11 protein-coding genes and 2 pseudogenes are annotated in these 11884 nt (G+C 41.8%); 5 read left to right on the top strand and 8 right to left on the bottom strand.

Annotated features, from left to right (window positions below; genetic code table 11):
* The first annotated feature begins 96 nt into the window (after positions 1-96).
* On the top strand, positions 97-744 hold the full coding sequence (locus C3Z13_RS07280) for a DUF1919 domain-containing protein (protein ID WP_181022028.1): 648 nt from the start codon (positions 97-99) through the stop codon (positions 742-744).
* A gap of 61 nt (positions 745-805) precedes the next feature.
* Here the strand turns inward: C3Z13_RS07280 and yfbR are convergent, their stop codons facing one another.
* From yfbR to nrdR, 4 genes are all read right to left on the bottom strand, one after another.
* Positions 806-1408 carry a 5'-deoxynucleotidase gene (gene yfbR, locus C3Z13_RS07275; RefSeq protein WP_103855485.1) on the bottom strand — a complete coding sequence of 201 codons (603 nt, stop codon included), beginning with the start codon at positions 1406-1408 and terminating at the stop codon, positions 806-808.
* Entirely contained in the window at positions 1409-2428 is a 1020-nt protein-coding gene (gene degS / locus C3Z13_RS07270; protein ID WP_103855484.1) for an outer membrane-stress sensor serine endopeptidase DegS, read from the bottom strand.
* A gap of 67 nt (positions 2429-2495) precedes the next feature.
* Positions 2496-3626: a bifunctional diaminohydroxyphosphoribosylaminopyrimidine deaminase/5-amino-6-(5-phosphoribosylamino)uracil reductase RibD gene (gene ribD, locus C3Z13_RS07265; protein ID WP_103855483.1), complete on the bottom strand. Its 1131-nt coding sequence runs from the start codon at positions 3624-3626 to the stop codon at positions 2496-2498.
* Position 3627: 1 nt separating this feature from the next.
* Positions 3628-4077, bottom strand: a complete 450-nt coding sequence (gene nrdR, locus C3Z13_RS07260; protein WP_103853080.1) for a transcriptional regulator NrdR — start codon at positions 4075-4077, stop codon at positions 3628-3630.
* Positions 4078-4310: 233 nt separating this feature from the next.
* Here nrdR and tehB point away from each other — a divergent pair.
* Positions 4311-5175 (top strand): annotated as a pseudogene (gene tehB, locus C3Z13_RS07255) (SAM-dependent methyltransferase TehB).
* 88 nt (positions 5176-5263) lie between these two features.
* Here tehB and modC read toward each other — a convergent pair.
* The 3 genes and pseudogenes from modC to modA form a co-directional block, all read right to left on the bottom strand.
* Positions 5264-5941: pseudogene (gene modC / locus C3Z13_RS07250) on the bottom strand (molybdenum ABC transporter ATP-binding protein); the annotation flags it as partial.
* Entirely contained in the window at positions 5928-6650 is a 723-nt protein-coding gene (modB, locus tag C3Z13_RS07245; RefSeq protein ID WP_103855487.1) for a molybdate ABC transporter permease subunit, read from the bottom strand. The gene modB and the pseudogene modC, both read right to left, overlap by 14 nt.
* A 15-nt stretch (positions 6651-6665) precedes the next feature.
* Positions 6666-7433 (bottom strand): molybdate ABC transporter substrate-binding protein, encoded by a 768-nt coding sequence (gene modA, locus C3Z13_RS07240; protein ID WP_103855481.1) that lies wholly within the window; start codon positions 7431-7433, stop codon positions 6666-6668.
* Positions 7434-7632: 199 nt separating this feature from the next.
* On the opposite strand from modA, the gene C3Z13_RS07235 reads away from it, so the two are divergent.
* From C3Z13_RS07235 to C3Z13_RS07225, 3 genes are read left to right on the top strand one after another with little or no spacing between them, the layout of a single operon-like run.
* Positions 7633-8562, top strand: a complete 930-nt coding sequence (locus tag C3Z13_RS07235; protein WP_103855480.1) for a LysR family transcriptional regulator — start codon at positions 7633-7635, stop codon at positions 8560-8562.
* A complete protein-coding gene (locus tag C3Z13_RS07230; RefSeq protein ID WP_103855479.1) occupies positions 8555-9271 on the top strand; it encodes an AzlC family ABC transporter permease in 717 nt (238 codons plus the stop codon). Before C3Z13_RS07235 ends, C3Z13_RS07230 begins: the two co-directional genes overlap by 8 nt.
* Positions 9272-9288: 17 nt before the next feature.
* On the top strand, positions 9289-9618 hold the full coding sequence (locus tag C3Z13_RS07225; RefSeq protein ID WP_103855478.1) for a branched-chain amino acid transporter permease: 330 nt from the start codon (positions 9289-9291) through the stop codon (positions 9616-9618).
* A 33-nt stretch (positions 9619-9651) separates the two neighbouring features.
* On the opposite strand, the gene C3Z13_RS07220 is transcribed toward C3Z13_RS07225, so the two are convergent.
* A partial coding sequence (locus C3Z13_RS07220) for a TonB-dependent receptor (protein ID WP_103855477.1) occupies positions 9652-11884 on the bottom strand: 2233 nt, incomplete at its 5' end.

The raw sequence follows: 11884 nt of genomic DNA, 5'->3' as shown, positions 1-11884 counted from the left end.
TGCTGACGGATTTCAAAAAGAAAAAATCCGCGAAGAATTAAACCGCCGCCGCCAAAAAGCCATTGAGCAAGAAAAAGAACGGTTAAAGGATTAATAATGTTATTTTCTTTCATCAAAACTAAAATCAGCGCGCTAATGCGCAAACTTTTCATTAATCCCAAACTTCGTAATAGCTTGAAAAATAAGGGAATGAGCGTATTAGCCAGTAATTGCAATGGGGCATTTATGTTGCACGATTTAGGGCAACCATTCAATTCACCTTTTGTGAATTTATACCTTAAGCCACAAGATTTCATTCGTTATTTGCAACGCATTGAACACTATCAGCAACAACCGCTAAAATTTGTAGAAGATAACGATAAGCCCTACCCTGTGGCTTATTTAGATGATATAAAAATCCATTTTGTGCATTATGCCAATGCTCAACAAGCTCAAGAAAAATGGCAACAGCGTTCACAACGTATTGATTTCGATAATCTTTTTATCATTATGACCGATCGCGATGGCTGTACAGAACAAGATCTCAACGATTTTGATGCCTTGCCTTACAAAAACAAAGTGGTATTCACCCACAAACCTTATCCCGAAATTCGTTCTGCTTTTTATATTAAAGGCTTTGAACAACAAGATTGTGTCGGTGATCTTTTTGCTTATTCTGGCTGGCTTGGCAAACGCTATTATGATCAATTTGATTATCTGGCTTGGTTTAATCAGAATAAAAACGAGAAAATGTCATCACATTAAAGCAAAAATAAAGTGCGGTGGAATTTTTTGAAATTTTCCACCGCACTTATTAATTCAGCCATTACAACGCAATTTCATCAAGGCTACGCCCAAAACTCGGAATAAACACTTGAATAAAATAATTCATTTCTTCGCTGTGCCATTCTGCCATTAATTTTTCTAAACGCGTTTTTGCTGATGAAAATTCTTGATTCCCCTGCTCCAATTCAAACTTCGCTTTAATGTAAGCACAAAGCAGATCCGCTTGTTTTACAAGGTGTTTTTCTTCATCAGAAAACTGCTCGCTATGTAAATAAGGAGCAAAATCAGCTTGCAGTTCTTCAGGTAATAAACTCAATAAATGAAATTCCGCCGCACTTTCGATCTCTTTATAGGCTTGAGTAATGCTGTCATTAAAATATTTAATTGGCGTAGGCAAATCACCGGTAAAAATTTCTGAGCTATCGTGATACATTGCCATTACGGCAATGCGTTCAGGGTTCACCTGCCCTGAATAAAATTTATTTTTGATCACCGCTAGCATATGCGCCACAAATGCCACTTGCAGGCTGTGTTCGGCAAGATTTTCTTTTTCAATATTACGCATTAAAGACCAGCGTTGAATGAGTTTCAAACGATCCAAACAAGCAAAAAAATGGCTAGGTTGTAGAGATTGTAAAGACATTTAATTCACCGAATATTCCTCAATGGTTACAGGTAATGTAATTATTTTCCCTAAGCGTGAAATCACCATATTCACCCTGGTGTTTGGTCTGGTGTTGCTGATCACATTCATCATTTGCGCGGGCGATTCTGCTTTAATATCGCCAAATTGCAACATAATATCACCCGCTTGCAAGCCTGCTTTAGCCGCAGGGCTGTTTTCTCTCACACTGGTGATTTCAATGCCTTTGCTGCTCGCTTGCCCATCGCTAAACAATACGTCCGTTTGAATACCTAGGAAACCGCGGATCACGCGTCCATCGCGGATAATTTTTTTCATTACGTCATTGGCAAGATCAATGGGAATGGCGAAATTCAGCCCTTCGGCAATTTCATTGGCATTTTTACCAATACTCAGGGTGCTAATTCCCACTAATTCGCCAAGGGAATTTATCAGCGCGCCGCCAGAATTTCCGCGATTAATGGACGCATCTGTTTGGATAAAATTTTGTCGTCCAATGTAATCGCCTACAGCGTTGCGCCCTAAGGCACTGATAATGCCTTGCGAAACACTTTGTCCTAAATTATAAGGATTACCAATGGCCAGCACCACATCACCAACGTGCAATTTACGCTTGGTGTTAGGAATGGTCGGCAGGTTATCTGCACGGATTTTCAGCACAGCTAAATCGGTGAGATTATCAGAGCCAATTAAACTCGCTTCAAAAATTCGTCCATTTTGCATTGCCACCACAATTTGATCGGCATTTTGAATAACGTGTTTATTAGTGAGAATGTACCCCTCTTTCGCCATTATCACGCCTGAGCCAAGATTAGTGATCTGCGGTTGTCCACTCACTGAAGTGAAAGATTGACTATACACATTCACCACAGCAGGCGAGGCAAGCCGAACCGCATCTTTAAAAGAAAAGATTTCTTTTTGAAACAAAGGCTGACCTTGCTTCAGGGAAGGGCTAATCAACAAAATTGCCCCTGCGGCAAGTAAACCAATGATGATCGATTGGATAATCTTTCTTAACATTCTGATTCTCTTTGTATTTTTTGTTTTTTCTGGTTGTTGCTTTACTTTTGTTAAATTTGAACTTGGGTTAGTTTTTCGGCTGATAAATGAGCTTTAAATCCTCCCCCACTGGCGTTGCAGATTGCAGCTGCCATAAAGGGGCATCAGCCAATTTGTGTAAATGAGGCAAATGGCACAGTCCTTTGCCTGCATCGCCTAATAATTTCGGCGCAATATAAACGATTAATTCATCAACCAATTTTGCTTCAATCAACGCCCCCGCTAATTGTGCGCCCGCTTCAATCCATACGCTGTTAATCTGGCGTTCCGCCAGTTCGGTTAAAAGTGCGGTGAAAAAATCCGCACTTTTTTCAATCTGTATTGCTTGGCAAAAATCAGGGAAACCTTGCATATCTCTTGCACCAGAACTCACCAACCAAACTGGCGTAGGTTGTTGAAATAATTGACATTCTGGCGTTACGCGGTGTTGGCTATCTAAAATGATCCGCACAGGCTGACGCAGTTCACTATCAGGATATTGTTGCTGAACACTCAACGGAAGTTGCTCCCAACGTACATTTAACATAGGATTATCCATTAGCACCGTTTGGCTGGTAGAAAGAATTGCGCTAGCGGCCGCACGGTATTGCTGCACATCTTGGCGAGCCTGCTCTCCCGTGATCCATTTACTTTCCCCACTTGCCATTGCGGTGCGTCCATCAATGCTCATTGCCATTTTCAGTTGCACAAATGGGCGATTGCTACGCATTCTTTTTAGAAAACCTTGGTTGAGCAACTCTGCTTTTTCGGCCAATAATCCCACCGCAGTTTGCACGCCAGCTTGTTCGAGCATTTTCAATCCACGCCCTGCTACTTGCGGATTGGGATCGGTCATTGCGGCAATCACTTTCGCCACGCCTGCTTCAATTAATCCTTTGGCACAAGGTGGCGTGCGGCCAAAATGGGAACAAGGCTCAAGGGTAACGTAAGCCGTTGCACCACGCGCATTTTCCCCAGCTTCACGCAATGCCATTACTTCTGCGTGGGGCTGCCCTGCTTTTAGATGAAACCCCTTTCCGATCACCTTGCCGCCTTTTACCAAAACGCAGCCCACGGAAGGATTTGGCGTGGTGGTAAAACGCCCTTGGCTAGCAAGATCCAACGCCATTTGCATAAACTGCTGCTCTTGCTGGGTAAATTGTTGTGCATTTTGTTGCATATTAATCCTTCAGGCTCTCAATTTCTTTGGTAAATTGGTTGATGTCGTCAAAACTTAAATAAACGGAAGCAAAACGGATATAGGCCACTTTGTCTAATTTTTTTAGCTCATTCATAGCCAGCTGGCCGACAAAATGGCTTGGCACTTCACGTTCCCCTGTCGCGCGCAGTTGATGAATAATGCGGTTAATGGATTTTTCCACATCATCAGAACTCACTGGTCGTTTTTCTAAAGCGTGCTGAATACCACGGCGCAGTTTTTCTTCATCAAAGGGTTCACGGGATTGATCACTTTTAATAATTTTTGGGATCACTAATTCGGTAATTTCAAAGGTGGTAAAACGCTCGTGGCAATGGCCACATTCACGGCGGCGGCGAACCTGAAAGCCATCGGACACCAAACGGCTATCGATCACTTTGGTTTCTTCTGTTGAACAAAAAGGACAACGCATAAATCCTCCCAATCCCCTTTTAAATGGTATTTTCCATTTTAAGTGCTAAAACAGCGTAAAAATTCTTCTTATAAAGGCTTGGATTGTAGCAAAATTTCCCTTTTTTTACGATCTTTATAGGGCAAAAAATGATCTTACGCAGGTATTTTGCGACTTTTTGCCTTGCCTTATTGCCTTAGGCGAATTAATTTCCTACTATATCACTCAACTATTTTCATATTTGGAGAAATACAATGAAAAATGAATTAATTTGCTACAAAAAAATGCCTGTATGGAACAAAGACAGCCTGCCGAAAATGTTCCAAGAAAAACACAACACCAAAGTTGGCACTTGGGGCAAAATCACCGTGTTACAAGGCAAATTGAAGTTTTACGTTTTAACGGAAGACGGCGAAGTGGTGAGCGAACATATTTTCACCGCGCAAGATGATACGCCTTTTGTTGAACCTCAACTTTGGCACCGCGTGGAAGCGGCATCTGATGATCTGGAATGTTATTTAGAATTTTATTGCAAAAAAGAAGATTACTTCAGCAAAAAATACAATATGACGCCAACCCATTCTGAAGTGAAAAGTGCGGTAGAAATTATTCCCCCCTTGTAAAGTGCTGGATCTTGGCTGTGGACAAGGACGCAACTCGCTCTTTTTAAGCCTACTCGGCTACGATGTTACCGCTTGGGATCACAACGAAAACAGCCTTGCTTTCCTCACCAGCACGGCAGAAAAAGAAAATCTCAATATTCAGACCGCACTTTACAATATCAATGATGCCAATATTCAGGAAAATTACGATTTTATTCTTTCCACCGTGGTGTTTATGTTCCTTGACCGCAATGCCATTCCTGCCATTATTGAGAATATGCAAAATCACACAAACGCAGGCGGTTATAACTTGATTGTGGCGGCAATGAGTACTGATGATGTGCCTTGTCCAATGCCGTTTTCTTTCACTTTTAAAGAGGGCGAGCTGAAAAATTATTATCAAGATTGGGAATTGATTAAATACCAAGAAGAAATGGGCGAACTGCACAAAACCGATGAAAACGGTAATCGCATCAAAATGAAATTTGTAACAATGTTAGCGAAGAAAAAATCATAGGAAAGAAAAATAGCAAAGAAAATAAGTGCGGTGGAAAATGTTGAAATTTTTTACCGCACTTTTGTTTTTCGCTTTACTTTTCTCTTTCTCGCCAAAGAGCAAACAATGGGCTGTCTTGCATATTTTGCCACTGATCATAGGCGATCACTTTGCCCTGATCCAACAACACCACTTGTTGCGCTAAGCGTGCTAATTCTTCAAGGCTGTGAGTAACATATAAAATGGGAATAGCAATTTCTTGCGCGAGTTTATCCAAATAATCTAATAATTCTAATTTGCGCGGCAGATCAAGGGCGGAAAGCGGTTCGTCCATCAGCAAAATTTCAGGCTGGCTGAGCAACGCTCGTCCAATGGCAACACGCTGTTTTTCACCGCCTGATAAGGTGATCGGATAGCGTTTAAGCAAATGTTCAATCCCCAAAAGCTGCACAATGCGCATAAATTCTGCGCTATCTTTCTGCTTCATTCCATAGCACAAATTGCCTTTCACCGAATAATGGGGGAACAATCTGCCCTCTTGAAAAACATAGCCCACATTACGATGATTAGGCGGAAGATTAATCTGCTTTTGCGTATCGACTAACGCTCGTCCGTTCAAACGAATATAACCCTGATCAGGTTGCAACAAACCGCTGACTAAATTAATCAGCGTGGTTTTGCCCGAACCAGACAAGCCGAATAATGCCGTTACGCCTTGCGTGGGCAGCTGCAAATCCACCGCAAACGCCATTTTGCCTAATTGTTTGCGTACATTAATTTCTAACATTGGATTGTCCTAAGCGTTTTTGTGTGTATTTTGCTAACCATTCAGAAATGAGTAAGGAAATCAAGGCGATAGCAATGGCTATGAGACATAAACGCGCTGCGGCACTTTCTGCCCCTGGGGTTTCAATAAAGGAAAACATTGCAAGGGGAATGGTTTGCGTAACTTTTGGAATATTGGAAACAAAGGTGATGGTCGCACCAAATTCCCCTAGCGAACGCGCAAATCCCAGAATAACGCCTGCCAACACGCCGGGTAACGCAAGGGGCAAGGTGATGGTAAAAAAGGTTTTCAAGGCAGACGCTCCCAGGGTGCGCGCTGCTTGTTCGAGCTTGAAATCCACATTTTCAATCGCCAAGCGGATCGATCTCACCACTAATGGGAAAGACACAATGGCAGAGGCCAACGCCGCACCATACCAACTAAAACCAAAGCTAAAATCGAACCATTGCAATAAATAACGCCCGATAATGCCATTTCGCCCCATTGCAATTAACAATAAATACCCCACCACCACAGGCGGTAAAACCAAAGGCAAATGGATAATGCCGTTGAGCAACGATTTTCCCCAGAAATCTTTCCGTGCCAGCAGCCAAGCCACCAAGATCGCCCAAGGTAATCCTGCCAGCACGGACACTAACGCCACTTTCACACTCAAGGCGATGGCATTCAACTCAGCGGGGGAAAAATGAAAAAACATCTGCCAATCCATTTGCATTAAATCCTTTTATTTCACCGAAAAGCCAGCTTGAGTGAAGATTTGCTTCGCTTCGTCAGATGTTAAATAATCTAAAAAAGTTTGACTTTCTTGGTTATGATGCCCTGCTACAATCGTCGCAGGATATTCAATCGGGGCGTGAGAATTTGCAGGAAAAATTGCCACCACTTTCACTTTTTGGCTTGCCGCCGCATCGGTGCCATACACAATACCTAAGGGCGCTTCCCCTTGTTCCACCAAGGCCAATGCCGCACGCACATTATTGGCGCGCGCGAGTTTTTCTTCCACTGCCTGCCACTGATTTAGGCTGGTTAAGGCTTGTTGCGCATATTTCCCTGCGGGAACGTACGCAGGATCGCCCACGGCGAGATAACTCTCTTTTAAATTCGCTTGCCATTGCGGATTTTCTAGCTTCACACTTTCAATCTTGCTGTTTTTCGGCGCGATCATCACCAAGGTATTTTGCACTAAATTCACCCGCGTTTTGGGGTCAATCGCATTCTGCTCGGCTAAAAAATCCATCCATTTTTGATTGGCCGAAATAAAAATATCTGCCGGCGCACCCTGCGAGATTTGGCGTGCCAATACGGAAGAAGACGCAAAAGAAAAATCAATCTCTTCTTTAGGGTGAAGTTTGAGATAGCTCGCTTTCACTTGCTCTAGCGCATTGGTCATTGAGGCAGCAGCAAAGACGGTTAATTTCCCTTGTGCAGGCAAGGTGCATAAACTAGAAAGCACAACGAAAACAGCAATAAAAAAAGAGTTAGATTTCCGCACGGTTCATTTCCTTGAGACAGTAAGATTGGAATAAATTATATAACGTTCACAGAATAAAAGCGACAGGTAAAATCCGCCATCATCATAAAATGTCGCTATCCATTTACTACTAAGCAAAACAGTCCAATTTTTATTTAACTGAAAGCATTAACTTTTTATTGTATAATCCCACCATTCTTTGATTGTGATAAGTAATGTAATGAAACCTATATTTCTAGAACTGCGCCATTTAAAAACACTCTTAGCGCTGAAAGAAACAGGCAGTGTTTCGCTGGCGGCAAAGCGTGTGTATCTCACCCAATCAGCCCTTTCTCATCAAATTAAATTGTTGGAAGAGCAATACGGCTTGCCGTTATTTGAGCGTAAAAGCCAGCCCCTGCGTTTTACCTCGGCGGGGGAGCGGTTAATTAAGTTGGCAAATGATATTTTGCCTAAAGTTGTGGAGGCTGAGCGCGATCTCGCACGAGTTAAACAAGGTGAAGCGGGGGAATTGCGTATTGCCGTGGAATGCCATACCTGCTTTGATTGGTTGATGCCGGCTATGGATAGTTTTCGCCAAAATTGGCCGTTAGTTGAGTTGGATATTGTATCAGGATTTCATACAGATACCGTAGGCTTGTTACTCAGCCATCGTGCGGATTGGGCAGTGGTATCAGAAATAGAGGAAACCGCTGGCATTGTGCATAAGCCGTTATTCTCCTACGAAATGGTAGGCTTATGTGCCAAAGATCACCCATTAGCAAACAAAGAAATTTGGCAAGCGGAAGATTTCATCGCTCAGACGTTAATTACTTATCCCGTACCTGATGATATGCTGGATTTACTGAAAAAAGTGTTAAATCCACAAGGCATTAATCCAACTCGCCGTACTAGCGAATTAACCATTGCCATTATTCAACTTGTTGCCAGTAAACGAGGCATTGCCGCACTGCCATTTTGGGCAGCAAAACCTTATTTAGATCGCGGCTATATTGTGGCAAGAAAAATCACTCCACAAGGGTTATACAGCAATCTTTATGCTGCATTCCGTGAAATAGATGCAGATGTCGCTTTTGTCGATGATTTTTATCAAACGGTGAAAGCACAAAGTTTTTCTACATTACCGGGGTTATCTGTTTTAGATGAGTAGTAATCAATCAGCACAATATTCAAGCCCAGTTTGGGCGGCAGCCAAGGCAGCATTTCCTTATTCTTTGCCAATGGTGATCGGCTTTCTTTTTCTTGGCATGGCTTACGGCCTTTATATGAAAGCCCTAGGTTTTGGCGCGTGGTATCCCTTTTTTATGGCGGCATTAATTTACGCGGGATCAGTCGAATTTATTGTTGCAGGGGCATTAGTGATGGCTTTCGCGCCCTTGCATATTTTCTTGCTGACCTTAATGGTGAGCTTACGCCAGCTCTTTTATAGCCTTTCTATGCTGGAAAAATACCATTCAAAATTGGGTAAAAAACGCTGGTATTTGATCAGCACGCTGGTAGATGAAAGTTTTTCACTCAATTATATGGCAAAAATCCCACCGCGCTTAGATAAAGGCTGGTATATGCTATTTGTGAGTTTATATTTGCATTGTTATTGGGTGATTGGTGCGGTGATCGGCAATTTATTTGGCGATCTCGTGCCGTTTAACTTAAAAGGCATTGAATTTGCGATGACAGCACTTTTTCTGGTTATTTTTGCGGAAAATTGGCTGAAAGAAAAATCACACGAAAGTTCTTTGTTAGGCTTAGGTATCGCGTTAGTGTGCTTAATTGTGGTTGGTAAAAATCATTTTCTCATTCCAACCCTTATCGGAATCTTAGTCGCGCTAACCCTTTGGCGACCTAAATTAACCAGCTAATTAAACAAGGTGGAATAATGACCTTAACAGAACAAATCCTTACTATCATTATTGCCATTTTTGCCGTGCAACTGTGTCGGATTTTACCTTTTATTATTTTTCCTGCACATCGCTCTGCTCCTCCCTATATTCGCTATTTAGGTAAAGTATTGCCTGCCGCAATGTTTGGAATGTTAGTGGTGTATTGTTATAAAAACATTGATTTTTCCACCGCCTATTTTGGCGCGCCCGATTTTATCGCAGGTGCGGTGGTTTTAGGCTTACATTTTTGGAAAAAGAATATGTTTTTATCAATGATTGTCGGCACAGGTTTGTATATGATACTTGTCCAATTTATCTTTGTGTAACTCCCCCACCTTCAACGATGAGGGAGCATAAAGCTAAAAGCTCACTTTTATCCCAAATACGGCATTTCGCCCAGCCTGTGGCGCAAGAAATTTTAATGGAGAAGTATTCGAACGCGCTTCTCGATTAGTTAAGTTATTAATATGGAAATAAATTTCCATTTCACTTTGTTTCCAAGGGTAAACATAGCTGATGCCCATATCTACCAAAGTAAATGATGGATTAACTAGCTTCTCATCAACTTCATTACTCACATACTTCTGTGTTTTATAATGCGTTGCCGCAAGAAAGGCGCGCCAATTTTTATACTCCATATTCACATCCCCACCAAAACGCGAAGACGGTAAATTCGGTAAATAATTGCCTAATCCCGTTAAACGCTGTGGCAATTTTTGTTTAATATGATCATAGAAGAGATGCCAATTCCAAACACCCCAATGCGATGTTTCTAATTGATAACTTAAATCCACTTCCCACCCAGTTAAGATGAGCGGTGTTTGACGCCATTGTTTTACCATTAAACCATTGCGCACAAGACTGGTGTAACCTAAATAAGTGAAATGATCAAAATGATTTCGATACCAGCTCACCGCCCCATTGAACCCATTTTGCCCAATACCGGCAGAAATTTCCCAAGTATGGTTCTTCTCTTTTTGCAAACGTGCATCACCATTTTCTTCAATCAACAGAGCATAATGGTTATTATTAGCGTACAATTCATTCATTTCTAATGCCCGTTCAGCAAAAGTACGCTGAAGCTTAATATAACTACTTTCGCTAGGATTAAATTGAAAAGCGAAATGAGTATTTTGTAAGGAAAAATGACGATCTTTTGCATAGTAAGCTCCAACACTTTGCGATCTCTCGCGATGCAACTCTCCTAACTGATAACGCACTTTTCCAATACGATGTCCAACCTCCAACGTAAAAGGAGCAAGATCAAGGGTTTCAATCGCAAAGATACTGTATGCTTTGCGTTTTAAATCGGGAAGGTAGCTATCCTGACCTTTGGCACTAACCTTTTGATATGAAAAATCCGTACCAACAGTTCCAATTAATCGCTCAAATAAAGGGGCGTGAATTGCAGATAATCGATAAGCATAATTATCAGACAAAAAACCATTAGACATCACAGCCCCTAAGAACTCTTGATCCTTCGCGTGTTGATAATTCACTTGAAAATCTACGCTCTCAATTCCTTTGATCGGCATCACCCAATGGGTATCCCAATTCAAACGGTGGGTTTGGTTTTTCACTGTTACAGGCGCATATCCCTCATTCGCTTGGCTAGCTAAATAAGCAAAGCCCGGCACACCATAATCCGTATCAAAATAATGCCAAGACACCCCAGTATAACCAAAATGATCAATATAACTGCTGCCTAGAGTAAAAGTGCGTGTTGCAGAATGGCTATTTGGAATTCTTCCTTTGGGGTAGGAGTGATATTCCTTCAAATCACCAAATTTTTCCATATAGTAAGGACTGTTTGGCACATAAAGTGGATTCTCAGGATTTCCCCCCATAAACCCACGACGATTGGTATATTTATCTTCCTCAGTTAGCCCCAAACTTTTATCTTGATAATTATCCAAATAATATTGGCTAATATATTTAAAATACGCAGGATTAAGGCTAGATAACACAGGAATGCTCACTTGACATTGACGCTGTAAATCCGTGCGAGACTGCAAATAAGCCTTATCATAACACACACCTGCTTTACTAAAGTGCGGTATTTTTATTGACGAAATTTTACTCATTGCACCATCAAGATAAAATGCCCAATGTTCACCATTATTAATATTCAGTTTAAAAGCCCCTTGATTAGGCGCATTAAAACCTTTATTTAGGCTAACCTCACCACTTATTTTATTTTGTGAAATTTGTTTTGGAATAGCATCATCTAAAATATTGATTGCCCCACCAAGGCTTCTTCCGCCATAAAGCACCGCGGCACCGCCCTTACTAATCTCAATCCCCGTAGCATTTAACGGGTTAATTGAAGTCGCCAAATTACCGCTCACCACGGCTAAATCATTAATTGGCATATTATTCGCTAACACTGCCACACGCTGGCTCGACAAACCTCGAATAATAGGGCGAGAAGCATTTGGCCCAAAGGCGCTACTTTGCACACCAGATACTTTCTCTACCACAGCCCCTAATGTGGTGGAATGATTATTGCTAAGCTGGCCTTGATTTATACGATACTGCGTATTGAGATAATGATCTGGCACAGCATTTCTCACCGCCTCAGCCTCAACAAAA

It is taken from the genome of Avibacterium endocarditidis, assembly GCF_002921145.1.
Lineage (GTDB): Bacteria > Pseudomonadota > Gammaproteobacteria > Enterobacterales > Pasteurellaceae > Avibacterium > Avibacterium endocarditidis.
The sequence above is the reverse complement of the archived record's forward strand: the minus strand, read 5'-3'. Positions and strand labels throughout refer to the sequence as shown.

Coding starts and splice junctions, on each gene's coding strand:
- nrdR (WP_103853080.1), bottom strand. CDS start 4,077: ATGCGTTGTCCTTTTTGTTCAACAGAAGAAACCAAAGTGATCGATAGC.
- C3Z13_RS07230 (WP_103855479.1), top strand. CDS start 8,555: ATGAGTAGTAATCAATCAGCACAATATTCAAGCCCAGTTTGGGCGGCA.
- modB (WP_103855487.1), bottom strand. CDS start 6,650: ATGGATTGGCAGATGTTTTTTCATTTTTCCCCCGCTGAGTTGAATGCC.
- ribD (WP_103855483.1), bottom strand. CDS start 3,626: ATGCAACAAAATGCACAACAATTTACCCAGCAAGAGCAGCAGTTTATG.
- C3Z13_RS07235 (WP_103855480.1), top strand. CDS start 7,633: ATGAAACCTATATTTCTAGAACTGCGCCATTTAAAAACACTCTTAGCG.
- degS (WP_103855484.1), bottom strand. CDS start 2,428: ATGTTAAGAAAGATTATCCAATCGATCATCATTGGTTTACTTGCCGCA.
- C3Z13_RS07280 (WP_181022028.1), top strand. CDS start 97: ATGTTATTTTCTTTCATCAAAACTAAAATCAGCGCGCTAATGCGCAAA.
- yfbR (WP_103855485.1), bottom strand. CDS start 1,408: ATGTCTTTACAATCTCTACAACCTAGCCATTTTTTTGCTTGTTTGGAT.
- C3Z13_RS07225 (WP_103855478.1), top strand. CDS start 9,289: ATGACCTTAACAGAACAAATCCTTACTATCATTATTGCCATTTTTGCC.